Annotated in this window: 22 protein-coding genes; all 22 read right to left on the bottom strand. The window is 65.4% G+C overall.

Annotation, left to right across the window (positions count from 1 at the left end):
* Window position 1: 1 nt before the first annotated feature.
* Complete coding sequence (locus MJ643_RS03050; RefSeq protein WP_208209144.1) at window positions 2-1,912, bottom strand: sigma-54-dependent Fis family transcriptional regulator; 1,911 nt, start codon at window positions 1,910-1,912, stop codon at window positions 2-4.
* A gap of 1,221 nt (window positions 1,913-3,133) precedes the next feature.
* On the bottom strand, window positions 3,134-3,850 hold the full coding sequence (locus MJ643_RS03045; RefSeq protein WP_208209147.1) for an RHS repeat-associated core domain-containing protein: 717 nt from the start codon (window positions 3,848-3,850) through the stop codon (window positions 3,134-3,136).
* 99 nt (window positions 3,851-3,949) lie between these two features.
* Window positions 3,950-4,099: a hypothetical protein gene (locus MJ643_RS03040; protein WP_023661487.1), complete on the bottom strand. Its 150-nt coding sequence runs from the start codon at window positions 4,097-4,099 to the stop codon at window positions 3,950-3,952.
* Complete coding sequence (locus MJ643_RS03035; protein WP_013972853.1) at window positions 4,096-4,944, bottom strand: CsgG/HfaB family protein; 849 nt, start codon at window positions 4,942-4,944, stop codon at window positions 4,096-4,098. The genes MJ643_RS03040 and MJ643_RS03035 overlap by 4 nt, the downstream gene beginning before the upstream one ends.
* Window positions 4,945-4,977: 33 nt before the next feature.
* Window positions 4,978-5,391 carry a curli assembly protein CsgF gene (locus MJ643_RS03030; protein ID WP_013972854.1) on the bottom strand — a complete coding sequence of 138 codons (414 nt, stop codon included), beginning with the start codon at window positions 5,389-5,391 and terminating at the stop codon, window positions 4,978-4,980.
* The gene (csgE, locus tag MJ643_RS03025; protein ID WP_013972855.1) at window positions 5,388-5,789 is read right to left on the bottom strand and encodes a curli production assembly/transport protein CsgE; all 402 of its coding nucleotides are present in this window, start codon (window positions 5,787-5,789) and stop codon (window positions 5,388-5,390) included. Before csgE ends, MJ643_RS03030 begins: the two co-directional genes overlap by 4 nt.
* Window positions 5,786-6,313, bottom strand: coding sequence for a type II secretion system protein (locus tag MJ643_RS03020; RefSeq protein ID WP_013972856.1), 528 nt, complete (start codon window positions 6,311-6,313; stop codon window positions 5,786-5,788). Before MJ643_RS03020 ends, csgE begins: the two co-directional genes overlap by 4 nt.
* The gene (locus tag MJ643_RS03015) at window positions 6,288-6,662 is read right to left on the bottom strand and encodes a type II secretion system protein (protein ID WP_208209143.1); all 375 of its coding nucleotides are present in this window, start codon (window positions 6,660-6,662) and stop codon (window positions 6,288-6,290) included. The genes MJ643_RS03020 and MJ643_RS03015 overlap by 26 nt, the downstream gene beginning before the upstream one ends.
* A 5-nt stretch (window positions 6,663-6,667) precedes the next feature.
* Complete coding sequence (locus tag MJ643_RS03010) at window positions 6,668-7,147, bottom strand: type II secretion system protein (RefSeq protein ID WP_085720390.1); 480 nt, start codon at window positions 7,145-7,147, stop codon at window positions 6,668-6,670.
* Window positions 7,144-9,009 (bottom strand): secretin N-terminal domain-containing protein, encoded by a 1,866-nt coding sequence (locus MJ643_RS03005; protein WP_015270590.1) that lies wholly within the window; start codon window positions 9,007-9,009, stop codon window positions 7,144-7,146. Before MJ643_RS03005 ends, MJ643_RS03010 begins: the two co-directional genes overlap by 4 nt.
* Window positions 9,006-9,515 (bottom strand): hypothetical protein, encoded by a 510-nt coding sequence (locus MJ643_RS03000; RefSeq protein WP_208209142.1) that lies wholly within the window; start codon window positions 9,513-9,515, stop codon window positions 9,006-9,008. The genes MJ643_RS03005 and MJ643_RS03000 overlap by 4 nt, the downstream gene beginning before the upstream one ends.
* Window positions 9,515-10,078, bottom strand: a complete 564-nt coding sequence (gene pilO / locus MJ643_RS02995; RefSeq protein WP_208209141.1) for a type 4a pilus biogenesis protein PilO — start codon at window positions 10,076-10,078, stop codon at window positions 9,515-9,517. Before pilO ends, MJ643_RS03000 begins: the two co-directional genes overlap by 1 nt.
* Window positions 10,065-10,607, bottom strand: coding sequence for a PilN domain-containing protein (locus tag MJ643_RS02990; protein ID WP_208209140.1), 543 nt, complete (start codon window positions 10,605-10,607; stop codon window positions 10,065-10,067). The genes pilO and MJ643_RS02990 overlap by 14 nt, the downstream gene beginning before the upstream one ends.
* Before the next feature lies 1 nt (window position 10,608).
* Window positions 10,609-11,400 (bottom strand): hypothetical protein, encoded by a 792-nt coding sequence (locus MJ643_RS02985; RefSeq protein WP_024087223.1) that lies wholly within the window; start codon window positions 11,398-11,400, stop codon window positions 10,609-10,611.
* Window positions 11,384-13,189: a GspE/PulE family protein gene (locus MJ643_RS02980; protein WP_024087224.1), complete on the bottom strand. Its 1,806-nt coding sequence runs from the start codon at window positions 13,187-13,189 to the stop codon at window positions 11,384-11,386. The genes MJ643_RS02985 and MJ643_RS02980 overlap by 17 nt, the downstream gene beginning before the upstream one ends.
* A 60-nt stretch (window positions 13,190-13,249) precedes the next feature.
* On the bottom strand, window positions 13,250-13,783 hold the full coding sequence (locus MJ643_RS02975; RefSeq protein WP_031325917.1) for a response regulator: 534 nt from the start codon (window positions 13,781-13,783) through the stop codon (window positions 13,250-13,252).
* Window positions 13,784-14,032: 249 nt separating this feature from the next.
* Complete coding sequence (locus tag MJ643_RS02970) at window positions 14,033-14,674, bottom strand: SurA N-terminal domain-containing protein (protein ID WP_208209139.1); 642 nt, start codon at window positions 14,672-14,674, stop codon at window positions 14,033-14,035.
* Between the two features lie 12 nt (window positions 14,675-14,686).
* Window positions 14,687-16,177, bottom strand: coding sequence for an ABC transporter substrate-binding protein (locus MJ643_RS02965; protein ID WP_208209138.1), 1,491 nt, complete (start codon window positions 16,175-16,177; stop codon window positions 14,687-14,689).
* 239 nt (window positions 16,178-16,416) lie between these two features.
* Window positions 16,417-17,082 carry an SCO family protein gene (locus tag MJ643_RS02960; protein ID WP_208209137.1) on the bottom strand — a complete coding sequence of 222 codons (666 nt, stop codon included), beginning with the start codon at window positions 17,080-17,082 and terminating at the stop codon, window positions 16,417-16,419.
* Window positions 17,079-17,735, bottom strand: coding sequence for an SCO family protein (locus MJ643_RS02955; RefSeq protein WP_013972869.1), 657 nt, complete (start codon window positions 17,733-17,735; stop codon window positions 17,079-17,081). The genes MJ643_RS02960 and MJ643_RS02955 overlap by 4 nt, the downstream gene beginning before the upstream one ends.
* Window positions 17,732-19,708 (bottom strand): YncE family protein, encoded by a 1,977-nt coding sequence (locus MJ643_RS02950; RefSeq protein ID WP_208209136.1) that lies wholly within the window; start codon window positions 19,706-19,708, stop codon window positions 17,732-17,734. The genes MJ643_RS02955 and MJ643_RS02950 overlap by 4 nt, the downstream gene beginning before the upstream one ends.
* 20 nt (window positions 19,709-19,728) lie before the next feature.
* Window positions 19,729-25,575 (bottom strand): manganese-oxidizing multicopper oxidase MnxG, encoded by a 5,847-nt coding sequence (mnxG, locus tag MJ643_RS02945; protein WP_208209135.1) that lies wholly within the window; start codon window positions 25,573-25,575, stop codon window positions 19,729-19,731.
* Window positions 25,576-25,628 lie beyond the last annotated feature (53 nt).

Here is a 25,628-nt window from a genome sequence, read left to right as displayed (position 1 = left end):
GTCAGCCGCGCAACTGTTTGAGCTTGCGGTACAGCGTCGCCCGGCTGATACCCAGCGCCTCGGCCGCCGCGGACACGTTGCCCTGATGGCGCGCCAAGGCGCCACGGATCAGCTCCAGCTCTTTGTCCTTGAGGCTGCCGGAAGGCGCGGTGCCGCTGGCCAGTTCGTCCAGCAGGCAGTCGGTGAGGTGGTCCAGGGTCAGCACCTGCTCGCCGTCCTCGCGCATGGCCAGCGCGGTGCGCACGACCATTTCCAGCTGGCGGATGTTGCCCGGCCAGTCGAAGCCTTCGAGCAACGCGTTCAGGGCCGGGTCCAAGGTCACGCCCCGGGCATCGGACTTGTCCAGCAGCCCCTGGATGATTGCCGCCAGGTCATCACGCTCGCGCAATGCCGGCAGGCGCAGCGACACGCCGTTGACCCGGTAGTAAAGGTCTTCGCGGAAGTGCTGCTCCTGCACCAGGCGCTTGAGGTCGCGGTGCGTGGCACAGATCAATGCCACGTCGATCTCCTGCTCGTCGCCCGCCCCCAGCGGTGCCACGCGCCGTTCCTGCAGTACCCGCAACAAGCGCGCCTGCAGCGCTAGCGGCATGTCGCCGATTTCGTCGAGGAACAGCGTGCCGCCGTGGGCCTGCATCAGCCGGCCGACCATGCCGCCCCGGCGCGAGCCGGTGAACGCACCTTCACGGTAGCCGAACAGTTCGGACTCGATCAGCCCTTCGGGGATGGCCGCGCAGTTGACGGCCACGAACGGTTTGTCGGCACGCGGGCTGGCCTGGTGCAGGGCCCGGGCGACGACTTCCTTGCCGGTACCGGTCTCGCCCAGCAACAGCACCGGCAGGCCATTGCCCAGCCCCTGGCGGGCCATGCGCAGGTTGCGCGCCAGGCGCGGGTCGCCACCGGCCAGGGCGTCGAGGGCGGGTGACTGCTTGCCCGGCGCCGGCTTGCTCACCGGCGTGCTGCCGTTGACCCGGCCATGGCGCGGCAGCTGCAGGGCGCGGAAGTAGAACTCGCCCTTGGCCGTCTGCACACTGCTCACCCCGCCCTGCCACAGGCGGGCGATGAAGGCCGGTGACCGTTCACCCAGCAGGTCACTGCTGCGCCGGCCCAACAGCTCATGGCGCGGCACCTGCAACAGCTGGCAGGCACTGTCGTTGGCAGCCAGCACTTCACCGTCCAGGCTCAGCGCCAGCAGGCCATGCCAGGCGCTGTTGAGGTATTGCGGGCGGCTGTGAAAAGCCAGCACCAATTGCTCCGGGTGGCACAGGCCGAACATGCGGCTTTCGATGTTGCCGGCCGCCAGCATCAGCGTCGACAGGCTGTCCTGTGGTTGCGCCATCACCCCTTCACGGGTGATGTCGAGCACGCCGATCACCTCGCCGCGCGGGTCGCGCAGGGGTACCGAAGTGCAGGAGAACGGGCTGAGGCGGTCGAGGTAATGTTCGCCGCAGTTGATCAAGGTCGGCCGGCCTTCCACCACTGCCGTGCCGATCGCGTTGGTGCCACGCAGCGACTCGCTCCAGCAACTACCCGGGTGCAGGTCGCGCAGGCCCTCGCGTTGCAGCACGTGCTTCTGCCCTTCGATGGCCAGCACGTTGGCCTGGGCGTCGCCGAGGATAACGATACCGGCCTTGCCCTGGCGCGCGACCAGGTAGTCCAGTTCCGGGGTAACGGCGTCGACCAGCAGGCGGTTGCGATCCAGCAGCATGCGCAGGTCGTGGCCCTGCTCCAGGCCCAGGCCGACCTGCTCGCCCTGCAGGCAATCCAGGCCATGGCCCAGGCTGCGGCGCCAGGAGGCATCGATCTCGTCGCGCAGCATGCCCAGTGGCAGCTCGCCTTCGCTGACCAGCTTCAGGCGGGCCTGGCGGGATTCGTGCAGCGGGTCGTGGGCGTTTGTTATTAGTTGTCGCGCCATTTTCTACTCCGGCTGTACCCCGCAAGGTGGCGGGGAACGGGCTTGGGAATTTTCCGCAGTGTGCGGGAGAAATCCCTGGCCGTCATCAGGCTGAGGTAGAAGGTGGCATATGGTGACGTTTACGTAAAGGGACACGCAGGAGCACCGCCTTGCTCAAGATCTGAAAGCTTGCGCAAGCTTTGTAGGAGCGGGTTCCTAGAGGTCGATCACGGCTGCCGCTCGATTTCAACAAAGCCCAGGTGCCCGCCAGACACCCGGCACCGGCCCATTCGCGGGTAAACCCGCTCCCACAGGGACGGCGTCGCACTTGAGATCACGCGGTACTTGTGGGAGCGGGCATGCCCGCGAACACCGGCAAAGCCGGTGCCATCCACCACGTCGTCTGCTTCGCGGGCGCGCCCGCTCCTACAGGGACGGCGCGGGCTTCGAGTTGGCGCTGAACCCGCGAAGAGGCCATCGAGGTCAATCACGGCTGCCGCTTGAGTCCAACAAAGCCTAAGCGCCCGTCAGACACCCGGCACCGGCCCATTCGCGGGTAAACCCGCTCCCACAGGGACTGCGCGGGCTTCGAGTGGCGCTGAACCTGTGGGAGCGGGTTCACCCGCGAAGAGGCCCTCGAGGTCAATCACAGCTGCCGCTTGAGTCCAACAAAGCCCAAGCTCCCGTCAGACACCCGGCACCGTCTTCCGCCCAACCAGCTGCTGCCTCTCCACCCCATCCAGCAACGCCTCCACCACCGCCTTGGCCGAATCCAGCCCATGGTTCACCGGCTGACGTGATCCATGTGGGAGCGGCCTTGCCGGAGCGCCGGACCGGTCGGAAAGGTCCGCAAAGCGGCCCCGAGGAATCAGCAGTGATCACTATGTTGGGCCAGTCATTCCTGTGAGGTCACTCCTGTCCGCCTTGTATGTTCCATTTGATATCGAAGGTTGCTCTGCTGCTTTTCATTCATTTCCAGTCATGCACCAAGGCTGCAACCCACCTGGCACAGGAATAATTGGCCCGAAACAGATGTGGGAGCGGGCTTGTCCCGCGAAGCGACGCGCGGGCGGCGCTCAATCTCACAGGCGCCAAATCTCTACCGCCAAACACTTCAATTCCCAATCACCAAACCCCGGCCAGCGCTCTCGTCTTCTAAGGAGACTTCCCCAAAATCACGGCCACCGCTCTAAAACTGTGCCGATAATGCTCAACGAGCTCGACTCAAGATTAAGCGGCAATTTACAAACCAAACTCCCGAAGGATCTGATTCAAAGCTTGCTTGCTTTCTACCTTGCGGACGTTATGCACATAAAGATGCATCAACCCTGTCAGCACCATAGGATCACGTTCCGGGGCGAAGCCCTTGGCAGCATCTAAGTATGTTCGTGTCGAGCCATTCAGCCTGCCCGTATCTATAGCCAAAGCGGCCATTTTTTCATAATCTGTTAGACCGCCTAGCGTATCTAGTTCCGGAGCCGATTTTTTTTGTGCAGCAAGACGCTGCTCTGAATTTTTCCATATGGAATCGACTAACGGAGCCGCCGCTGGACTCACTCCAGATGCTTCTCTGTTGTTCGATGTACCTTGCTCCGTAGACGCTGACAATTTACGACGCTTACTGGCGGGAGAATAATCCGACTGGGGCAAAGGCTTATTTTTACGAGCCAAAGGAAACACTTTATTCTTTACTATATTCCTCCACCTAACCATCCCGCTTGGATCCGTAAAATTCACAGGGTCACCCCCACAATATGCATAGCAATTTATACCACCTTCAGCGAAAGGGCTAACCATGTCCACAGATAAAAACCTCATCAGCACCGGACTATAAATACGCTTGCCACCTCCTAAAAAATACCACCTCAAAAAGGTATCTCGAGGCTCTCCATTAAAACCAGTAAATGACTCATTCTGTACCGACACTTGATAACCATAGGCGGTATAGCCACCCCCCATTTCCAGGCAAAGTGCCGACTCATTGTTTTCCCCTTGCAAACTTAAGATAGGAAAGCCTAGAGTTCGCTACCGATAAAAATAATGCAACTGGCAAAATTATTAGTATTCTTCGCCGACCGAGGCCAGGGCCTGATAGGAAATCGCCGGCAATCTGCGCCCCAGCAGGGTCAAAAGTGAGCAAAATGTTGTATCGCCTGCACTTGCCTCTTCGTGGACAAGCCCCACGAAGAGGCCCTCAAACTCACTCATTGTTGCTGATTCTGGCTCAAATACTTGTCCACCGTAGCCTGCCCTTCCCCCGCATCCCCCGCCACCTGCCACAGCCGCCGTTCGATCCCCTGCGCCAGCAAGTGCCCCACCGCCGCCTCGATCGCCGACAGCACGCACAGCTGCGCCGGTTCGTTGGTGGTGTACCCCACCTCGGCCTCGAGCAGCTTCTTGAACTCGATGAACTTGAACACTCCCGCACTGCGCCCAACCGAATAGATGGTCTTGCTGGTCATCACATTGGCCAGGACCTGCCCGGTGCGCACGTCCACCGCGCGCAGGTTCACGGTCACCTGGTCGACGCGGTACTCGCGGGAGATGTCTATGCCCAGGTAGCGGGCACCTTCGCCGCCGCTGCGCACGTTGGTGTCGTAGGCGATGATGCCGCCCTCCAGCATCAGGTTGGCGGCCTGCAGCGGTGGCAGCTCGCCCATGATGTTTTCCGGCACGTCGGGCTTTTTCTGCGAAGCACGGATGATCTTGCGCTCGGTCAGCAGGTTCTGCAGGCCTTCACGCTCCAGCACCACGAACCAGCCACTGGCACTCAGGGCGTCCATCAGCATGCTTGCCGCGCCCTGGGTGACGCTGGTGGAGAACGAGCTGGCCGGGGTCGGCTTGTACTGCCCGGTCTGGTCGCGGAAGCCATATACCACCGCCATCAACCGGCCCTTGGGCCGTGGCATGTTGATCAGGTCGTAGTAGGTCGAGGCACGTGGGGTCAGGGTCGGGGTTTCCGAGTCCTGTTCGGCGGGCATCGGTTCGCGCAGGCCACAACCGTGCAGACCCAGGGCGGTGAGGATCAGCAGCGTGCTCAGCAGACGTTTCATGGTGTTCTCTCCCCAACAAATAGCCTTGCCCCTTCAAGGGTTCAGGCCGCTGACCTCAATGATCGAAATTTCTCCTGTGGCACGATCGGTGACCTTGATGCTCAAGGCCCCGGAATCGTCGATGACGTCGATGAGAAACGCATCGGTCGCCATGCTGCCGGTGTTGCCGTTACTGATGTTGTCCAGCAACTGCGACAACATCCGCGACTCAAGCTGGTTGCTGAAGCGCTCCAGGGCCGTGGTGCCGGCAAAGGCCGAGGAGCGGTCCTTGAGGTCGGGGTCGTCGTAGTCGTTCTGCGCCTGCGCATTGTTCAGCAACCAGGTGCCATTGAGCGGGTTGCCGCCAAAGGCCGGGTTGACCGGGGTGTACACCAGCTCGGTGGCCTGGGCGGCACACGCGCTGGCCAACAGGCAGGCGGCGATGCAACGGGGTATGTGGTGCTTCATAGCTCGTCCCTCTCCAGATCGGTGGTGTCCTGCAGCAGGCGTTGCAACTTGCGCTGGATGATTTGCTGCTTGACCAGGTCGGCTGCTGCAACGGCCTCGTCCTTGAGCTCGGTGGTGTTCGGCGGCAGGAAGCGGCGGTACACCACCTCACGCTCGAACTCTACGGTGACCAGGCTGCCCCAGCGGGCATCCGGGCGTTCGCGCACCACCAGGTTGAAATCCAGCCGGCTGGTGGCGCGCAGGCGGTCGGCGAAGTAGTAGTAAAAGTCGTGGCCGATGTGCGAGATGGTGTTGTCGACGATGAAGCCTTGCATCTCGTCCTCGTCCCCGGCCCTGGCCGAGGTGGCCAGCACTGCCACCAGCAGCAGGCCCAGGCACAACGCGGCCAGGCGGCTCATGGCGTGTCTCCCGGGCCGGCATGGGTCTGCACGCCACCGGCACTTTCGGTAAAGGCCTGTTCGGCGACGAACTGCCAGTCGCTGTAATGTTCCAGCCCGTCGAAACCGCTCCATTCGGCGCTGAAGCCACTGCGCTTGAACGGGGTGGCGTCCGAGCGGCTGTGCACGCCGGTGATGCGGCCATCGATCGAGCGCAGCAGGCCCCAATCGTCGCTGTTGGTGATTGGGTCGGGGTACAGCCGGCGAATGTGCCGCCTGGCCTGCGGGAAGCGGTTGTCCTGCAGCAGGTCGGCCAGTTCCTGCGGGTACTGGGCCAGCCCCGGCGAGGCGCGGTAGTAGCTGCGCAGGGCCTGGGCATACTGGCTGCCTACCCACAACAGCTGGCGTTCGCGGTCACGCTGGGCAGCACTGGCCCAGAGCGTGCCGGTGGCGGCCAGGGCCACGCTGCTGACCGCAATCAGCAGCAGTACGCCCAGGTAGGTGAAGCCGGCGTCGGCCTTACCATTCCGCGAACAGGCTGCCATCGCGCGCCCTCCCTGTGGCACCGCTCTTGATATCGGCCACGCCGCCTGCCACGCCTTCGGGCGGTGGCACCAGCTGCCAGGCATCGCTGCGCTCGGTGATCGGGTCAATCGGGGTGCTGCGCAGGTAACGCTGCTCCACCAACTGCTCCAGCGAGTCCGGGTAGTGGCCGGTGTCGCCGTAGTAGTGGTCCAGCGCCTCGCGCAACACCGCCAGGCTCTGGCGCAGGGTGGCCTCGCGAGAGCTTTCCAGGCTGTTGAAGTAGCGCGGCATGGCAATGGTCATCAACGTGGCGATGATCGCCAGTACCACCAGCAGTTCGATCAGGGTGAAGCCTTTGCTGCGTTTCATGGCTGTCACCATTGCCCGTAGGGGATGTTGTTCAGGCCTTTGCCGCGGGCCTTGGAATACACGTCGAACACGTCTTCACCTTCGCGCGGGTTTTCGGGGCTGCTGTCATAGGCGCGCAGCCCCCACCCGCCTTCGTCCTCACCCTTGGCCGCCACCAGCGGGTCGTGCGGGATGCGCCGCAGGAAGTAGAACTTGGCGCCCTTGGCGCTGCGCACATCGCGCACGCCGTCGACCAGCACCTGCAGGTTCGGCGGGTAGCCACTGGCGTCCAGGCGCTTCTCGATGTAGCCGGCATCGAACGCGCGCTTGTAGGCGTCGATGGCGTCGCGAATCTGGTACAGCGCCTCGCGCAGTTGCTGCTCCTTGCCGCGGCGCACCACGGTTTCAGTCAGCGGCGCGGCCATGCTGGCAAGCAGCCCGAGCAGTGCCAGGGTCAGCACCACCTCGATCAGGCTGAAGCCCTGCATGCGGCGCTGCGCGATCATGGCCGCGGGCTCCCTTTGGGTGGGGCGATCGCCATCTGGCTTTCCACCACCGGGGCATCGGTGGCCGGGGCATTGCCAGGCACATCCGCCGGCGGCAACGGCGCCATCTGCCGCACCTGCATGGCCGACTCGGTGCCGGTGGCGAACTCCATGTCCGACGGGCTCTGGTACGGCAGGTTGCGCACGATGCGCGGGGTGATCGCCAGCACCAGCTCCGACTTGCTCATGTCGTCCTTGTTGCTGCCGAACAGCCGGCCCAGGCCAGGGATGTCGCCAAGGCCCGGGATCTTGTTGCCGCTGGCGTTGTGGTCGTTGCGCACCAGGCCGGCCAGCACCTGGGTTTCGCCATCGTGCAGGCGCAGGGTGGTCTGGGCGTTGCGGGTGTCGACCTGGACCGGAATGGTGCCCTGGCGGGTGGCTTCCAGCGGGGTGGCGTTACTCACCTCCAGGGCTACCTTGATCGCCACTTCGTTGTTCAGGTGCACGGTGGGCTGCACCTCAAGCTTCAGGCCCACGTCCAGGTAGGTGACGCTTTCGGTGATCACCGGGCCCTGGGTGGACGGCACCGAGGTGGCGCTGATGATCGGCACCCGCTGGCCGATGTGGATGCGCGCCTGCTCGCGGTTGCTGACGCGGATCACCGGGCTGGCCAGGGTGTTGATGTCCTTGTCCTGGGCGTTGATCTTGGCCTGCGGTGCCGGCGCGATGCTGATGCGGCTGGAGTCGATGCCCTTGAGCTGGTCGAGCACGCTTACCGGCTGGCCGTCGGAGCTCAGCACGCCGAAGGTGTTGGGCCATTGCAGGCCGAGGTCGAGGATGCGCGAAGTGGCCACTTCCATCACCTCAACTTCCAGCACCACCTCGGGGTTGGACTGGTCCTGCGACTGCAGCAGCTTTTCGGCCATGCGCACGGCATCGGGGGTGTCGCGCATGGTCAGGGTGTTGAGGCGTTCATCGACGAACACGTCGCGGGTCTTGAGCATGGTCTTGACCATGTTCAGCGCGGTGTTGGAGTCGATGCTGGTCAGGTAGAAGGTGCGCATGACCAGTTCCTGGTAGTCCTTGGTCTTCTGCGGCGAGTCGGGGTAGATCATCAGGGTGTTTTCGTTGACGATCTTCTGCCGCAGCTGGTTCTGCTCCAGCAGCAGCGCCACGGCGTCCTCGATGCGCAACTCGCGCACGAAGATGGTGGCCTTCATGTCCGGGCGCATGTCCTTGTCGAAGATGAAGTTGATGCCGGCAACCTGGGACAGCACCTCGAAGATGGTCTTCAGGTTGGCGTCGCGAAACTCCAGGGTCACCGGCCGCTCCAGTTTGCTGCGCAGTTGCGGGAACGGTTGCGCGGTGCGCGCCTGCACGTTCTCGATGTCGCTGCGCAGGGCAATGCCCTTCTGGTTCTGCGGGTCCAGGCGCAGCACTTCGCGCATGTAGCGCTCGGCACCGAACAGGTCGCCCTGGCGCAGCGCCGCCTGGCCCAGCGCCACGCGCTCGTCGAGGGTGCGGATCAGCTCCAGCTGGCGGATGCCTTCCTGGGCGCGGCGGTTGTTCGGCTCCAGGGTCAGCACCCGGCCATAACCCATGCGGGCGCTGGCGAAGTCGTGGCGGATGCGGTCGGCGTCGGCCTGGGTCAGCAGCGCCTCGACCGCGGCCTGGCGGCTGTGGGCCAGGGCGATGTTCAGCTCGGTGTCACGTGGGTCTTCGCGCAGGGCTTCTTCCAGGCTGGCGATGCCGGCTTCGTACTGGCCCTCCTTCATCAGCTGTTCGCTGTCCTTGCGTACCGCACTGGAGCCGCAGCCGGCAATGGCCACGCACAGCGCCACAAGCAGGAATGGAGCCGGTTTGCACAGCTTTGACGACTTCATGGTGCGCTCCCTACAGACAAAGTCTGCGACTGATGCAAAGGCAGGTAGACCAGGTGCAGCTCGCTGGCCGATACCCGCTCGAGGCGGTAGGTGTCTTCGATCACGTCGCCCTGGCGCACGACGTAGAGTTTTTCGCCGCTCTGCAGGAAGATCTGCAGGTCGTCGCGGTCGCCGATGCGGCCAATGAACTGGAATGGCAGGGCCGGGGCAGTCGGGGCTGCGGCTACGGCGGGTGCGGTGACCACGGGTTGTTCGGTGACGGTGGCCAGGGCCTGGGGTTTGGTCCATTGTTGGGTCGGGAAGAGATCTCTTGAGGCTTGTTCCGGCCCTATCGCGGGTAAACCCGCTCCCACAGGGACCGTGGATACCGCCGATTTTGTGGGGGCGGGCGCGCCCGCGAAGGGGGCAACACTGTCTTCCTCGCCGAACCAATGACCCGGCGCCCAGGCCAGCGCCGCACTCACGCCGAGGAAGCCAACCCAGATGACAGCACGTTGTGTGTTCATCATGACCTCGACAGGTAAAGGGTCATGCGCAGGCGGGCGTTGAGTTCGCTGTCGCCAATGCGTTTGCGTTGCAGCTCCAGGTCTTCCAGCACCAGGGTCGGCAACTGCTTGAGCAGGCCCCTGAGGAAGCCGCGAATCTGCGGGTAGCTGCCGCGTACCGGCAGCACGATCTGGTAGCGCGCCAGTTGCGTCTTGGGGTCGATGCCCAGGGCATATTCGCCACGCGCCAGGGTGATATGCTCGGCGCTGGCCAGGTGGTACAGCCGCTCGATCAGCTCACTGGCCCGGGGCTGCCCCGGCAGTTGCTGGCGCAGGCTGTCGAGGGCCTGCTGCTCGGGCTTGATGGCAATCTTCAGCTCGCCACGCCTGACCCGCTCGACCTGCACGCTGGCGTCCGCTTCGGTGGCGCGCAGTTCGCGCAGGTTCTGCCATTGCGGCAACACCCCGGCACACAGCACGCCCACGGCCAGCAGGCCCACCGCAGCCGCAGCCAGGCCGACCGGGCCGACGCGACGCAGGCGCTCCTGGAGGATCAGGCTGTTCAGCGATTCACGGGCGCGCATGGCCGGTCTCCCAGGTAGCGGTGAGGGTGAAGCGCACCGGGTGTTCGGGCTGCGCGGCCAGCACTTCGTGGTTGAGCAACGACACATCGCTGAGCTCGGCACTGGCCTCCAGGCGCTGGTGGTACTGCAGCATCGCTTCCAGGTTGCGCGCCTCGGCGGTGATGCGCAGCTGGCCTTTGCGCGCGTCGGGGGCCAGGCTTAGCAGCGCCACGTCGTCCTGGGGCTGCGCTTCGAGCATGGCGAACAGCTGCTGCCAAGGCCGTTGCAATTGCTGCGAGACGCTTTGCATCTGCGCCAGGCGCTCGGCCTGTTCGCGGCTGGCGGCACTGCCCAGCGGTGCGACAGTGGCCGGGCGACGCCCCAGTTGCTGCTCCAGGCTGTGCACGCTGGCCTCCACTTCGACCTGCTCGGCCTGCAAGCTTTGTTGCAGCAGCACCAGGCCGGCGACCATGGCACTTGCCACGGCCAGCAGCGACCAGGCCAACGGGCTGCTGCGCCGGGGCTGGAATTCCAGGTCGAGGCGGCGCATGTCAGGCCACCGCCCGCCACATGGCGCACAGTGGGTCGGCATCGCTGGCTGGCTGGCACAGCTGCACCGCCGCCAGTTGCGGCACGTCACCCCGGCCCGGGGCATGCAGGTAGACCCGTGGCAGGTGCTCGCCGTACAGCTCGCAGGTACGCTCGATCAGTGCTTGCAGGGCCTGGTCACTGTCGGCACAGCCCTGCGTCAGCACTTGCTGCCAGGCCCCGCCGGCAGCCAGCAGCAGCACGCTGCGGCGCGGTTCGGCCAGGACGAACAGGAAGTCGCCCTGCCCCAGCTGCGCCGAGCAGCGGTTGTAGGCGGCCATCAGGTACGGCTGTACCGAGCGCAGGCTCAGGTGGCTTTCCCGGCCCAGCGCCTGCAGCCGCTGCAGCAGGGCCTCGGGCAACGCCGTGGCGATGCGCGCGGCACCGGCCGGCTCGGGCGACAGCACGATGCGCCAGTCGTCCAGCGGCTGCCCGTAGAGGTTTTCGAAACAGGCCCGGGCGTAGGCGTCCAGCTCGCGCGGGTGGCTGATGGCATCACTCCAGGGCACCAGGCAGAAGCGGCTGTACCGGGCCGACAGCAGTACCCGCAACTGGGCACCGCGCACGGCATGCTCGGCCAGCAGCGTGGCCAGGGCGTCGACGGCGGCCTCCCAGGCCGGTTGGGCGGCATCGCAGGTAAAGTCGCGGCTGCCCAGCCATTGGTGGTGATTGGCGTGCCAGCTACCCAGGCCCACACCTTCGGCACCGAGTACGGCACTGTATCTGTAAGCGCCACGATCAGATGAATGTGACACGGTTGATCTCCTCGAGTGTGGTACGGCCATCCCGGACCAGGTCCAGGGCCGAGGCCCGCAGCAGGCGCAGGCCACGCTGGCAGGCGAGGTTCTTGATTTGCGACAGAGGGCGACGCTCGACGATCATCTGCCGCAGGTCGTCGTCCAGGTGCAGCAGTTCGGCGATGGCGCTGCGGCCGCGGTAGCCACTGCCACGGCACTGGCCGCAGCCCTGGACGCGGACGAACTTCCAGCCGGCCACGCCCTCGCGGGTCAGGCCCGCGCCGTACAGGGTGTCGTCGTCGACTTCGCACGGCGTGGCGCAGTGCGGGCAGGCCAGGCGGATCAGGCGCTGGGCCAGCACCGCATTGAGCGCGGAGACGAAGCTGTAGGGGTCGACCTGCATCTGGCTGAAACGGCCGATCACATCGAACACGTTGTTGGCGTGGATGGTGGTGAACACCAGGTGGCCGGTGAGCGCCGACTGCACGGCGATTTGCGCGGTGTCCGGATCGCGGATTTCACCGACCAGGATCTTGTCCGGGTCGTGGCGCAGGATCGAGCGCAGACCGCGGGCGAACGTCAGGCCCTTCTTCTCGTTGACCGGGATCTGCAACACCCCAGGCAGCTGGTATTCGACCGGGTCCTCGATGGTGATGATCTTGTCCACGCCGTGGTTGATCTCGCTGATCATGGCGTACAGGGTGGTGGTCTTGCCGCTGCCGGTGGGGCCGGTGACCAGGATCATGCCGTAGGGTTCGGCGGCCAGGCGACGCAGGGCGCGCAGGGTTTCCTCGGCAAAGCCCAGGGCCTGCAGCTGCACGCCGCTGACCCGGTCGGACAGGTCCTGCTTGTCGAGCACCCGCAGCACGGCGTCTTCGCCGAAGATGCTGGGCATGATCGATACCCGGAAGTCGATTTGCCGGTCGCCCACGGCAACCTTGAAACGGCCGTCCTGGGGCACGCGTTTTTCGCCGATGTCCAGCTCGGCCATCACCTTGATGCGCGAGATCACCTGGTCGGCGAAGGCGCTGCCGCTGGCCTTGCCGGCGCCGTTGAGCACGCCGTCGATGCGGTACTTTATGGTCAGGCCCTGGCCGGTCATGCCCAGGTGGATGTCGCTGGCGTGCAGCTTGAGGGCGTCGTACAGCGTGGAGTTGACCAGCTTGACCACGCGGCTCTGGTCTTCGCTGATGCTGGCCAGCGACAGGCGCTGCAGCGGGTCGCTTTCGCTGCTGGTTTCGGCGTCGTGGTCAAGGGCGTCCACGGCGTGGAAGCTTTCTTCGTGGCGGGCCAGGAAGGTGGCGAGGTCCGCGGCGTGGGCCAGGTACAGCGGTGCGCCTTGCAGCACATCGTCGATCCAGGCCAGGCGGGCGTGGTCGAAGGGGTCGGCGAACACGCCCAGCAGTTGGCTACCCTGCTCGATCAGGACGAATTCACGCTTCAGGCACATCGCCAGGCTGACCTTGTCGAAGCGTGGGGTGCTGGCCAGCAGGGTGTGGCTGTCCAGCACCGGGTAATGCAGGGTCAGGCCCAGGCGCTGGGTGAAGGTGTCGGGGGTGTCGCAGGCCAGCTGTTCCAGGCGGGTGAGCAGGCGTTCGTCGCTGGTTTGCAGGCGGGCCTGGGCCAGCAGTTCGCGGGGGTAGGCAGAATATGCTTTTACCTGTGCCGGCCCTTTCGCGGGTAAACCCGCTCCCACAGGATTGCCGATTTCTTCAGAATTGCGGTGCCCCTGTGGGAGCGGGTTTACCCGCGAAGAGGCCGGTGCAGGCGGTAGAGCGTCCTGGGTTGCATCGAATGCTTCTGGCATGGCCTGCGACTCCGCTCAGGGGCGCGTCGCAGGCTGGCTCGGCCAGGGGTGCGGGCGCCGCTATTCCCCTGTGAGCAGTTGATCGTCGTCGGGCCCCGGGGGCTTGGCGCCGTTGCGTCGGCGGTCGGCCAATACCCAGCTTCCATCGTACAACTGCAGGGGGAACGATTCGTTCCTGTTCTGGCGTCGTTCGACAAACCCTTCAGCCGGGTTGTCCGTGGCCCTGCGCCGGCGCTCGATGCCCATCAGGTCGAAGACTGCACGGGCCAGTTCCACCAACGGGAACGGCTTGAACAGGACATGGCTCACACCCAGTTCGGCGGCCCGCTCACGCACCTCGACGGTGGGGTGGGCGGTAATCAGCACGAAGTGGCACTGCCTGTTCCTGCGTACGGTCTCCAGAACCTGAAAACCCTCCATGTCGGGCAAGCGGTAATCCAGCACGATCACTTGCGGTGCCAGGCTTGCAGCCTGCTCGATACCACTGGCACCGTCGTGGGCAACATGAACTTCCAGGCCTTGCGCCTGCAGGTACGCTTGCAGGTTCTGCGCAAGAGTCTGTTCGTCATCGACTACCAATACTCTGTTCACCAAGGTCGACTCCCAAGAACTGCCCGGTAACCCGGTCTGCGAAGTGCGCCCCTGTACAGGCTTGAGCAGGCTTCGTGCCAGGCGTGAAAAATCATGCTGCACCACTGTAAGTCATTGATTCGCCAGGGGGTACCGATCAACATCCGTAACGCAGCGGGCAGGCGCACCGGCCCGGTTCCCCACATGCGGGGAAACTGATGGCACACTGCCAGATCGTTATTCCCCATGATTGGGGAAACGCCATCAGTCACCTCAGTCGGCAATCTCCACGATAGCGGACGCACGCAAACGTTGGCGCACGGACTGGCGCGCCTGCGCCTCCCGCTGCCCGATGAGCGTGGCCCTGGCTTGAACCAGTCCCTGTTCGCGTATGACCGAAGGTTCGTCATTTTGTTTCTGCACTCCTTGCAGGGTTTCCAGGTTGGCATCGTAGAATGCCTCCACTTCGGCCTGGCTGGGCGCGGCGACAGCGCTGAGCTGGGCATACACCTGCTGCGCGGCCAGCTCGCGCCGGGTGTACTCATTGTACTGTGCCCTATCGAAGCCCGCTTCCGCCAGCCGCCGTTCAAAGATTGCCGGGCTGCCAAGTGCGGCCTCGACCTCGCCCACATGCGCCGACACCTGCTCGTCGCTGATGGCTATGCCGCGGCGCTGGGCCTCCTGCCACAACAGCTCCTTGTCGATCAGTTCATTCAGTGCCTGGTCGCGCAGGCGCTGGTACAGGTTCGGGTTGCGGATGCTGGCCACCGCGCGGCCCTGGGCATCCAGGTATTCGCTGAAATAGCGCTCCAGGCGCATCGTCTCGATCTCCACACCATTGACCCGCGCCGCCGGCATATCGGCCCAGCTTGCCTTGGCCAACACCTGCAACAGGCACAACAACAGAACGCGCATGGCAACCTCCGCTCAAGGGCTGTCCGGCAGTGGCCGGTACGGGGTGACCGCGGTGAATCGAGGCCCGGGCAGGGCCACCGCCACCACATGGGCACCGGCCATGCCCTCGCGGCGACCGGGGCCGAAGCCCAGGGCCGGGGTCAGGCCGGTGGACACATCATGCAGGCCTTCCAGCGCGGCAATCAGCTGCTCGCGGCTGGTGTCGCGGCCTGTCTGCTTCAACGCTTCACTCAGCAGGCGCAGCGCGCACAGGGTGTTGACCTGCAACGACGCCTGGCGAGGGTCGAGGCCCTGGCGCTGCTGCAGGCCGGCCAGAATCGCCTGGCCCTGTTCGGTCCAGTCCCCAGGCACGTAGGGATAAGCCAGGAACACCCGTTGCGACCAAAACTCGGGCAAGCGCGCCACGGCGCCGGTCACCTGGCTGGAGGCGGCAAACAGGTATGGCTGGCGGCCGGCTGACTGCAGCGCCGAAGCCAGTTCGGCAAAGGCCTGGGCACGGCCGAGGAAGACAATGCCCTGCCCGTCCACGGCCTGGCCAGCAAAGGCCTGGGCCGCAGGTGGTGACCAGCCCTGCTGCTGAAGGCGTTCGCGCACCTGTTCGGCCAACGCCGCTTGTTCATTGCCGGCATACACCACACGCAGGTCGTTGGCAGCCAGCCCCAGTGCCGCGCGGGCGTGGCCGGCCAGGCTCAGCAATTGCGCGGGCAAGCCGGGCAACGGGTCAAAAATCTGTGGGCTGCCGCCGCTGCGTGGGGTGCTGCCGATCAGCGGTACATTGTGGGGCGCCAGCAAGGTTGCCAGGCGCTGGTCGAGCATGGGTGCCAATGGCGCGATCAGGGCGAACACCTGCTCCTGCTCCAGCAACTGCTTCAGCGCCCGTTCGGCGCTAGCCGGGTCGGATCCCGGGTCAAGCACCACCAGCTCCAGGCGTCGCCCGTGGATGCCACCCTGCTGGTTGAGTTGCGTCAGGCCGTCTTCCAGCACCGCACGCACCACCTGCCCGGCCTCGGTCAGCGGGCCGGATGCCGGCAGCAAGGTCCCCAGGCGCAGCACGCCCTCCTCCACGCCGGGGTCGCGCTCCTGGGCCAGGCGCTTGAGGTAGGCCGTGAGGTTGCGCTGGTCGGCCAAGGTGAGTTCGAAGCGCGGCATGGCCGGGTCCAGGCGATTGCCTGCCGGGTCGACGCCGTGCTGAATCGCCCGGGCCAGGCTGCTGTCGCTGTAGGCCGGATAGCGGCGGCCGTTGACCTCGCGTTCGCCCTGGCCTAGCGCCAGGCGCTGCCAGTCGAGGCTGGGCGGGCGTACGCCCCCTTCGGCACGGCCGCGGCCATCGTTGCCGTGGCAGCTGGCACAGGGCAGCACGCTGGCGGGGACCGTCATGTCGCTGGCACCGACCCGGGCCTGCAGTTGTGCGTCGCTGTTGGAGACGCCCTGGCGGTAGAGGTGTTTGCCGGCTTGTTCATGTTCGGTCAGGTCCAAGGCAAAGGCAGAAGAAAAGTGTGCCATGCCGAGCACAAACGCCAACCAGATCGCAAGCCCTGTGGGAGCGGCCTTTGTGGGAGCGGCCTTGCGTCGCGAAAGGGCTGCGCAGCAGCCCCGGCGATAGTTGCACCACCCCAGATAACGGGGAGCGCTGCGCGCTCCTTTCGCGACGCAAGGCCGCTCCCACAAAGACCGCATCCACAAAGGGAGTTCCCAGAGTGGCAGATGCCACAGAGGCCAATGCCGCAGGAATCGCATGATACTCACCGCCCTGCCAAAGGCAGTGCCAGCAACTGCATGCGCTGGGCAATCGCCGCCGGCGGTGCATCCGGGCGGATCTTGCTCCAGCGCTTGCCGGCCACATCGCCGGCAATCAGCTGTGTCGAATGCTGCTCGGGGCTGGGCAGGAACTGGCCGATGCGCCCGAGCACCAGGTCGACATTGGCCTTGTCACCGGTCAGGAACAACCAGTTGGGCCCATCCACGCCCTGCTTCCCGGCAAACGCCTTGAGCACTTCGGGGGTGTCATTGAGCGGGTCGCTGCTGATCGACACAAAGGTCACCTGGCTGGCCAGCTGCGGCCCCATGGTCTCGCGCACTTCGCGCAACTTGCGGGTAATCAGCGGGCAGGCGTCGGTGCAATGGGTGAAGATCACGTTGAGCATCACCACCTTGTCCTTGAGCACATCGCTGTAGAAGCGCAGCTCGCGGCCATTCTGGTCCTTGAGCACAGTGTCGGTGAACCAGGCCTGGGCATCGCGGGTACCGCCGCCACTGGTCATCGCCTGCGGTGCCGGCTGCGGTTCTGGCGCCTGCGGGGCATGGCCTTGATGGGCGAACGCCACCGAGGCGAGGATCCACAGGCAGCCACCCAGCATCAGCCAGTCAAAACCGCGCATGCCTGCGCGGCGGGAGCTTACCAGGCTCATGGTTGCACCTCGTGATGGTCGGCAATCGCCGTGCTCTTGGCATGCACCCGGCGGGCGCCCAGGCGGTTGATTTCGTCGATCAGCACTGCCGGGTCGGTGAAGCCGTAGTAGCGCGTCCAGTGGCCGGTGCGCCCGTCCCCCACCAGGATCAGCGGCGGGTGCTGGCTGAGGTCGGCGCTGAAGCTGCCCAGGCCCTTGAGGGTTTCGCTGATGGCATATGGCGTGCCGGTCAGCCAGCTCCAGCCCGGCCCCTTCTGGAAGGCCTTGGCGTAGTCCTGCAGGCGCTTGGCGTCGTCACGTTGCGGGTCGACGCTGATCGATACCAGGTGAATGTCTTGCCCCACCCGGCCACCCAGTTGCTGCTGGACCTTGCCCATGATCGACGACACCACCGGGCACACCGTGGTGCAGCTGGTGTAGATAAAGCCCATGACCACCAGGTGGTCGCCTACCAGGTCTTTTTCCAGGCGTACCGGCATGCCGTCCTGGTTCAGCAGCGAGACATCGGCAAAGCGCACGCTGGCCTTTTCCTGGCGCGCCGCTGGCGGCTGTTCGGCGTGGCCGTTATGGTCGTGGCCGCCATGGGCCAGGGCCAGGTTGCCGGCAAAAGCCAGGCTCAGGGCCAACAGTGTGCAAACATGCTTGGCGTTCATCGCAGATTCCTCACGTCATTATCGGAAACGGTGGACGTTGCGGCCGGCAGCACGCGCAGGCTGGTGTAGTTTTCTTCGGCGAACTTGCGCCCCAGCGACGGCGACTGCACGTGCAGGTACCAGGCACCAGCTTCGGGCAGGCTCAGCGCTGCCTGATAGATGCCCTCGCCCACCTCCTCCAGCTGCAGGTTGCGTGGCATCGACGAAGGCGCCAGGAAGTAGCGCAGGCTCAGGTCGCTCAGGCCCAGGCGCGGCAGGCCGTCGTCGCCGACGATGCGCACCCGTGCGGTCACGGCGCTGTGCTGCGACAACGGCCGGTCCAGGCCGATGAACTCGGCATGTGCGCCCTTGCGCTTGCCGGCATTCGGCGCTGCGATCACATCGGTGCTGAAGCAGTGGATGATCTGCGGCTGGTTGAGCAAAAAGGCCACGTCGAACTTGCCGGCGGCGGGCATCTTCACCGTCGAGCCATACACGCCCGGCGCCAGTTCGCGCAGGCTGCGGTCGACGACGATGGCGGCACGGGCCTGGTGGCCACGGTTGTTGTAGCCGGACATCGGTGCGTTCATGCCTTCGGCGTAGAAGTAGGTGGTGTTGTCCACCGGGTTGACCACGAACACCGAATTGTCATCGCGCGACACCGACAGCCCCTGAGCCAGCGGCAGGTCGCCAGCCTGGCGTGGCGCCGCCGGGCCGGCCTCGAAGCCCTGGATGATCGGCGAACGCCCGTCGCCCAGGCTGGCCAGGTTGATCATGCTCACCTTCGGTGAAGCCAGGCCGCGCACGTAGGCATAGCCCTTGGTGAAAGTCAGCTGATACGGTTCGGCCGCCACCGGGATCCGGTGGATCAGCTTGTCGGTACTGGCGTCGATCACCAGGGCCTGGTTCTCCAGGGTGTTGAGCACGATGCCATAGCGGCCATCGCTGCTGAAACGCATCGGCCCCAGGCCCTGCTCGGCCTGGACCGTGTGGCGCAGCTGGTGGTTGCGGGCATCGAACACGCGCACGCTGCCCTCCTCGCCATCGACCACGTACACCGCCTGGGACAACGCCGAATAGCTGACCGACAGCGGGTGCGGGCCAACCTTGATGGTCTTGGCCAGGCGCATTTCCGGGATGTCGATCACGCTCAGGGTGCCGCTGTCGCGGTTGCTGACATAGGCGTAGCGGGAGTCACCACTGAAGGCGATTTCGTGGTGGCCGCCGCCGGTGTTGAAGGTTTTCAGGGTGTTGCGCCCCGGTACGTCTATCACCGTTACCCCGCCCTTGGCCGGGTCGCTGCTGTTGTTGCCTACCCAAAGCCGGTGCTGGTCCGGTTGCAGGGCCACGCGCAGCGGTTGGTCGCCAGCGTCCAGGTCGGCCACGCGGGTGAAGGTCTCGGTGTCGATCACCGAGACCTTGCCGCGCTCGGGAATGGACACGAACACCTGCCTGTCGTCAGCGGTGGCTACCCAGTCCATGGGCTGCCCAGGCAGGTCGATGCGGGCCATGGTGCTGGTCACGCCGCCCACCGATACGGTCGGGTCGATCACCGTCAGGCTGGCGTCCTTGTTCATCATCAACAGGAAGTAACTGTTCAGGTCGAGCAAAGGCCGCGCGCCAATGCTGCTTTTGAGGAACAGCGCGACACGGGCCTTGCAGCTCTGGTCGCGGTCGCCCTCCGGGGCCGACTGCGTCGGGTCGAGCCACGCCCCCGGGGCCATGCCCGACAGCGGTTGGCCACTGGCCTGGTCGCTGACCTTGAAACGGATGGTGGCGAAGCTGCCCTCCTGCAGCTCATCCCCCGCCAGCGGCCGGGCCTCGAACTCCACGGTCACACCGTCGCGGCTGAGCCGATGCGGGGCCTGCGGGTCGGCAGAGCCCTGCAAATACTCGCGCGGATCGCACCACAGGCTTTCATAGGCCACGCCCAGGCCGATCAGCGCTGCCCCCAGTGCAACCCCCATGCATGCAAGGCGGGTCTTCTTGTTCATTTTCGCGCCCCCATTTACCGTCACTGCGCCGGTGCCGTTGCCGGCGGCGCTTCATTGGTCACCCGCAAGATCCCCCACAGCCCCGAGAGGTTGCCGTAGGCGGCGTAGTCGCGGAACAGGTAGTCACCCGCCACCGCGTTGGCGCCGCCGGCACTGGGCAGCATGAAGCTGAAGTGCGCGGCCGGCAGCACGCTTTCCTGGGCACCGATGTACATGGCCATCGGGTTGTAGCCGAAGCGCACCGAGCCGATGCCAGGCAGGCTCAGCGGGTAGCCGTCCACGTCGTTCTTCTCGGCCTGGTAGTTGTGCAGCGGCCACAAGTGGCCATCCAGCTGGTAGACCATGCCGCGGCTGCCACCACTGGGCATCACGATATGGTTGCGCACCGGCTGGCCGGGCTTGGCGTACAGCACCGGGGTTTGCGGGTCGCCACCGACCAGGGCGTTGGCGTAGGCCATGTGGGCATTGGGCACATCGCCAAAGCCCAGGCCACCGGCGCGGCCGAAGGGTGAGTCGGGGGCCATGCCGAAGCGCAGCCACAGGGGTTCGGTCTTGTAGTTGACCGCCATGTTGCCGTTGTCCTGCGGGTCGCCGGCGGCGCCGTTGCCTTCGGTATTGATGCCCTCCACCGGGCGGCCGTCGGCCCAGCGCATGTTCAGCGCGCGCTGCCAGACCGTGACGAAGTCGCGGTAGTCGGGCTGGCCGGTGACCTTGACCGTGGCCTGGGCCCGTGTTGCGCTGTCCTCGGTCCAGGTGGCGGTCTGCGGCAGGATGCTCATGGCACCCACCAGGCCTTTCTGCGGCTGCTTGATGAAGTCCGACGGGGTCAGGTTGAGGCCGCCGAACTCGATGGCCGTGGTGTTGATGTTGTCCACCGTGCGGCCCAGCTGCGACACCGGCTTGCCTTCACGCTCCAGGTGGCCGGCATAGTACTGGTAGGTACGGGTCGGCCAGGCGCCACTGGTGCCGGCACGCGGGGCTACGGTCTGCACCGGGTTGAGGCCGACGTTGGCGCCATCGGACTTGGTGATGTCGTAGGCCAGCAGCTGGGCATGCAGGCCCACGTGGCTGGACGGCCGCATCAGGTTGTTGGCAAAGGCAGTGGCACCCTCGCTGTCGAAGCGGTCACGCTTGACCACGTTGTGCATCACCGCAGTGCTGGGCAGGTCCGGCATCACCAGCGGCAGGCGGTTTTCCAGGGTGATGCTGATGCAGTCGCCGGCGTTGGCGCGCAGCACCAGGGGCTCCACGGGCACGCCCGCCTTGAGCTTGCCGGTGGTGGCGTCCAGGTCGGCCTTGCGCACGTACAGGATCGCGGTCGGGTCGTGCAGCGGCGCGCTGTGGCCACCGATGGTGAAGGGTTCCCCATCTTCGGGGTCTACCCCACTGACCAGCGGGATGGCGGTCTTGCGGCTGTTGAACACCAAGGTGCCGCCATTGGCCTTGAGCGGGCCGCCGACATGCTGGCCGACACCGGCCGGGTCGTTGATGCTGACGCCGTTGCGGTTCTCGAGAATGTCGTTGGCCAGTGCCGCGACGATTTCGTAGCTGCGCTTGACGGTCGGGCGGCTGCCGATGCCGTTGGGGTTGGCCGTGGTTTTCGGGCAGATGCCGTCGAAGTTGACGGTGTTGCGCATGGCCACCGGCTGCGGGTTGTTGGGCAGCGGGAACAGGTCGGCACGCTGCGCGGTGTAGTTGCGCATGATGCCCCAGATGCCGTTCCAGTAGCCCTCCAGGGCCGCGTCCAGGGAATACAGGTAGTCACCGTTGGTGGCCGCCGAACTGGAGATCATCGACACCGGCGCCATGAAGCCCAGTTGCTCGGAAATACCGATCATCTGCGATGACTTCCAGCCCGAGTTGGAGCTGTTGCCGTAGCCGGTGCCGTTCTGCAGCCACTTCACGCCATGCAAGGTGACGTTGTGCTCCTCTTCATGGCCGCCGGCGTGCATGCGCAGGCGTACGTTGTCACCGGAGTAGGTGCGCAGCATCGGGGTAAACGGGTCGCCCGGTTCGCTGCCGGCCGCGTTGATGTGCGGCGGGAACAGCGTGGTGCCGCCGGTGGGGCCCACGGCCGAAGTAATCGCCGACGGAGCCAGGTTCATGGCCGGAATCGCCCGGTCGGTACGGGTTTGCAAGGCATAGCTGAGGTCGCCGGCCAGGCCGTCGGCCTGCATGCCACGCTTGCCGTCCGGGCCGACCTTGTTCGGGTCGTACACACGCAGGGCCAGGGGCTCGTTGCGGTAGTTGACGACGAACATGCCCGGGTCATCCACCGAGATTGCCTGCGGGCAGGGCCGGCTTGGGCAGCCCGGGTTGATGCCGCCGCGTTCCTCGACGATGGCCTCCAGCAGGTTCGACGCCTTGCCGCGCACCGGCGGGTTGATGGCGTAGCGGAAGCTGTCGGCGGTGGCCGGGTACGACTGGGCATTGGGGATGCCGTCCGGCCCGGCGCCGACGTATACACCGGCCTCGTAGGCGTGCTGGAAGTCGCTGTATTCCAGGAAGAACTCGCGGTAGCTGTCGTTCTTGCCGTCACCATCGTGGTCACCGGTCTGGATCACCGCCTGCCACGAGGTCGGGCCACCGTCCTGGCGCGTGGCCGGGTTGTACAGCTTCTCGCCGGTTTCGGCGTGGTACCAGGTGGAGTTGGCCGGTTCGGCCAGTACGGTGGCATACAACCCAAGCTGCTGGTGGGTCGATGGGCCGAGGTGGTCGTGGGTGAAGATGGTGCCCAGGCCACGGTCGACGTTGTACACGTTCACCAGCGGGTCGGCGAACCAGCGCTGCATGGCCGTGCGTGCGCCCAGCCAGTCGGCCCGGCCGAAGCGGCCGAAGTATGGGTGCTGCCGGGCTTGCGGGCAGGCGGCGGTGCCGTCGCGGCTATCGCCCTGGGTGCAGCCGTTGTAGGCACGAATGGCCTGCACCCGCTCGACCACGCTGCCGGGCGAGAGGATGCCGTCTTCGTAGTTCCAGCCGTTGGCCGAGCCGTCGGCGGCGGTCAGGTCCCACTTGGGCAGGTGGATGTGCTGGCCGATCACGTCGGTCGGGGTGCGCACCTGGTAGTCGTCCATCTCGTAGATGTTCGGGATCAGGTTGGTGTGCTGGTACATGGTGCAGTCGAAGGTGTTCATGCGCATCACCAGTGGCTCTGGCGGGCGCTGCTTGGTGATCACCGGCCAGGCGTCCTCCCACAGGGCGATGATGCGGGCCTGCGGGAAGTGGTAGCCGACCTTGTTGTACACCGCGTCGAACTGGATGTTGGCGCCCTTGTAGATGCGTGGGTGGTCGGCGGTGAAGGCCGAGGAGCCCCGGAAGTTCAGGCCCGAAAGGCTTTCGCCGCTGAAGAACTCGCCTACCCCGGAAGATTGGGTCAGGCGTTTGCCCCGGTCATCCATGCATGGCTCGTAGAACGGCGCGCCGGCAGTCGGCAAGGCGCCGTTGGTGCGGAACGCCTTGGCCACCGGCTGGCTGCCGGGGATCAGGGCAAAGCTTTGGTGTTCGGCCTGGGCATGGAACTGCATGGCCGCCTGCTCGACATCGGTGCCCTCTTCCGGCAGGTAGATGGGCTTGGCCTTGTGTACCACCTTGGTGAAATCGAGCTTGGTGGTGGTGGTTTCGGCCTCGCCGCCTGCAGATACGCCGTCCAGCGCGTGGCGCCCCAGGCCGCCATCCCAGCCATCGACCTGGTTCGGGTCAAGGTTGGCCCACAGCGCCTTGCCGCTTTCCTTGAGCTGGCGTGCCATGACCGGGTCGAGCATGTCCAGTGGCGGGGTTGGTGGGCGGTTGCCCACACTGCTTTCCATGCCGCCGATCCAGAACGGATAGCCAGGGTTTTTCAAGGTGCCGTCGGCGTTGCGGTTGGCGTCACTGCGGTCGACCAGCGCCAGCGAGCCGATGGCCTTGCGAACCGGCTCCTGGTTGGCTGGTTCTTCATCCTCTTCTTCTTCGGGCTCGTCGTCGTCATTGGCGGCAACCAGCTCTTCGGACAGCTTCGGTACCACCACCACCTTGCCTGGCATCGGCGCCATGGCCTTGCCGGGCAGCGGCACGATGGCCGGGATCGGCGTACCCGCAACGATCTCGCCATCGGGCAAGGCCCGCGCGCCAACCGCCGGCTTGCCGCTGCGCAGGGCGAACGGGGTGCTGTGGAAGCCGTTCTCGCCCTGCCCGCTCACTTCCAGGCGGGTGCCTTCCTCGAACACGTCGTGCACCCGCCACATGGCCCACATGCCCTGGGCGAAGTGCGGGTAGAAGTGGCAATGGTAAATGGCATCGCCCGCCACCCGGTTGCGGTTGCCCGCACCGCCGTTGGCGATTTCGTAGGTGTAGCCGACCCCCGCGCCGATGCCCTGGGCATCGATGTAGTCGGAATTGTCGTCATTGGGGTTGAACAGCCACTGGTGGCCGTGCAGGTGGAAGATGTGCTGTTCATGGCCGTTGTGGGTGTTGCGGAACTTGGTGAAGTCACCGATGTAGCTGTGGTGCACGTTGGCCGGTTCCGCCGGGAACAGGGCCATGCTGGCCTTGACCCCGACGGCACTGGCCGGTGGCACCTCGCCAGGGCGAATGTGCTCCAGGCCGACGTTGGCCGGCACGTCCACCAGGGTACCGACGTCACCGACAGTGTGCGCACTGAGGAAGAACTCCTCATAGGCACACGACAGGCAGTCGTGCATCGGCCCCACGCCCAGGCGGTTGGCCACCACTTCCGCGCCCATGCCACCGGAACCGTAGTTGATCATGAACGAGTCGCGGGTGGGTTCCAGTACGTGGCCCATCACCGGGTCGGCCCAGTAGCCCGGGAACGCCTGGGTGCCGGCGACCTCGTCGGCGAACTGCGAGGCAAAGTCGCGGAACGCCTCCAGGCGGTTGGGCAGCGCCGGGTTGCGCTTGCCCAGGTTTTCCAGCGGGTAGGTGGATTTGGGGAAGCTGCCATCGGGGTTGGGGCCCATGACGATGGCATCGGTTTCGCTGTTGATGATTTCGTTGCCGTCGACCATGGCAATGATCGGTTTGCCGGCCTTGCCCTCGGCGATCCAGGGTTGCATTTGCGGGTAGCGGGCTTCGTAATCGATTACCGGCTGGCCGGTGGCGGTGCGGCCGGTGGTGGCCAGGCGCATTTCTTCTTCGGTGAGGGTATTGCGGTAGGTGCGGCCGAGCTTGGGCACTACCACTACCTGGCCGAACAGGCCGTTGGCAACGTTGCCCGCAGTGCCCTCGCCGCCGAAGGTGGCGGCTTTGCTGGTGGCGGCAAAAGCGCCTTCGCGTTCGGCGTACAAGGTATAGCTGCGGGTGCTGCCGGGGCTGACGAAGAAGTTGCCGTTACGCCCGGTGTAGGCCGAAATGTCGGCGATGCTGTTGACCGCCTGCATGCCGTTGACCTGGAAGCCGACCATGCGTTCGGCCACTTGTTCATCGGCGACGAAGCCTTCGGCGGCTTCATTTTCGAGCTCCGGCCCCTCCTCTTCGCCCTCAGGCTCTTCGGCCTCGATGCCGTCCTTGTTGGGGTTGGCCTTGTAGTCGAGCAGGTTGGTCAGGTTGACGGTAAGGCATTCACCGGCGGCCACCCGCAGCACGATGGGCCGCGGGCGCTTGTCCGGGCGCAGGGTGACCTTGCCCGGTACCGCCGCCCCGCCGCTGCTGAGGGGGACCATCTTGTCGTCCACCACATCCTCGCGCAGGGCGAACATCATGCCGTTGGCGTTTTGCGCGCCAAGGCGGTTGAACATCAGTGGCTGGTCCAGCGCCACAACGTTGGCGACCAGGGTGCGCTGGCACTGCACGGCGGCTTCGCTGGTCGACTCCCAGCCGAGCAAGGCCAGAACGAGTGATGACAGGATGGGGCCTTTGAGTGGCATGGACATGCTGCACCTCCGGGACACAGGATCTCTGCGTGGAGCTGGAGCAAGGTGCATGC

It is taken from the genome of Pseudomonas sp. PNPG3, assembly GCF_023093815.1.
Taxonomy (GTDB): Bacteria; Pseudomonadota; Gammaproteobacteria; order Pseudomonadales; family Pseudomonadaceae; genus Aquipseudomonas; species Aquipseudomonas asiatica.
Note: the sequence above shows the minus strand (reverse complement) of the source record. Positions and strands in the feature narration are given on the sequence as shown.

Excerpts from the sequence above, each read along its gene's own strand:
- MJ643_RS03050 (WP_208209144.1), bottom strand. The coding sequence starts at position 1,912 with ATGGCGCGACAACTAATAACAAACGCCCACGACCCGCTGCACGAATCC.
- MJ643_RS03045 (WP_208209147.1), bottom strand. The coding sequence starts at position 3,850 with ATGGGGGGTGGCTATACCGCCTATGGTTATCAAGTGTCGGTACAGAAT.
- MJ643_RS03040 (WP_023661487.1), bottom strand. The coding sequence starts at position 4,099 with ATGAGTGAGTTTGAGGGCCTCTTCGTGGGGCTTGTCCACGAAGAGGCA.
- MJ643_RS03035 (WP_013972853.1), bottom strand. The coding sequence starts at position 4,944 with ATGAAACGTCTGCTGAGCACGCTGCTGATCCTCACCGCCCTGGGTCTG.
- MJ643_RS03030 (WP_013972854.1), bottom strand. The coding sequence starts at position 5,391 with ATGAAGCACCACATACCCCGTTGCATCGCCGCCTGCCTGTTGGCCAGC.
- csgE (WP_013972855.1), bottom strand. The coding sequence starts at position 5,789 with ATGAGCCGCCTGGCCGCGTTGTGCCTGGGCCTGCTGCTGGTGGCAGTG.
- MJ643_RS03020 (WP_013972856.1), bottom strand. The coding sequence starts at position 6,313 with ATGGCAGCCTGTTCGCGGAATGGTAAGGCCGACGCCGGCTTCACCTAC.
- MJ643_RS03015 (WP_208209143.1), bottom strand. The coding sequence starts at position 6,662 with ATGAAACGCAGCAAAGGCTTCACCCTGATCGAACTGCTGGTGGTACTG.
- MJ643_RS03010 (WP_085720390.1), bottom strand. The coding sequence starts at position 7,147 with ATGATCGCGCAGCGCCGCATGCAGGGCTTCAGCCTGATCGAGGTGGTG.
- MJ643_RS03005 (WP_015270590.1), bottom strand. The coding sequence starts at position 9,009 with ATGAAGTCGTCAAAGCTGTGCAAACCGGCTCCATTCCTGCTTGTGGCG.
- MJ643_RS03000 (WP_208209142.1), bottom strand. The coding sequence starts at position 9,515 with ATGAACACACAACGTGCTGTCATCTGGGTTGGCTTCCTCGGCGTGAGT.
- pilO (WP_208209141.1), bottom strand. The coding sequence starts at position 10,078 with ATGCGCGCCCGTGAATCGCTGAACAGCCTGATCCTCCAGGAGCGCCTG.
- MJ643_RS02990 (WP_208209140.1), bottom strand. The coding sequence starts at position 10,607 with ATGCGCCGCCTCGACCTGGAATTCCAGCCCCGGCGCAGCAGCCCGTTG.
- MJ643_RS02980 (WP_024087224.1), bottom strand. The coding sequence starts at position 13,189 with ATGCCAGAAGCATTCGATGCAACCCAGGACGCTCTACCGCCTGCACCG.
- MJ643_RS02970 (WP_208209139.1), bottom strand. The coding sequence starts at position 14,674 with ATGCGCGTTCTGTTGTTGTGCCTGTTGCAGGTGTTGGCCAAGGCAAGC.
- MJ643_RS02965 (WP_208209138.1), bottom strand. The coding sequence starts at position 16,177 with ATGGCACACTTTTCTTCTGCCTTTGCCTTGGACCTGACCGAACATGAA.
- MJ643_RS02960 (WP_208209137.1), bottom strand. The coding sequence starts at position 17,082 with ATGAGCCTGGTAAGCTCCCGCCGCGCAGGCATGCGCGGTTTTGACTGG.
- MJ643_RS02955 (WP_013972869.1), bottom strand. The coding sequence starts at position 17,735 with ATGAACGCCAAGCATGTTTGCACACTGTTGGCCCTGAGCCTGGCTTTT.
- MJ643_RS02950 (WP_208209136.1), bottom strand. The coding sequence starts at position 19,708 with ATGAACAAGAAGACCCGCCTTGCATGCATGGGGGTTGCACTGGGGGCA.
- mnxG (WP_208209135.1), bottom strand. The coding sequence starts at position 25,575 with ATGTCCATGCCACTCAAAGGCCCCATCCTGTCATCACTCGTTCTGGCC.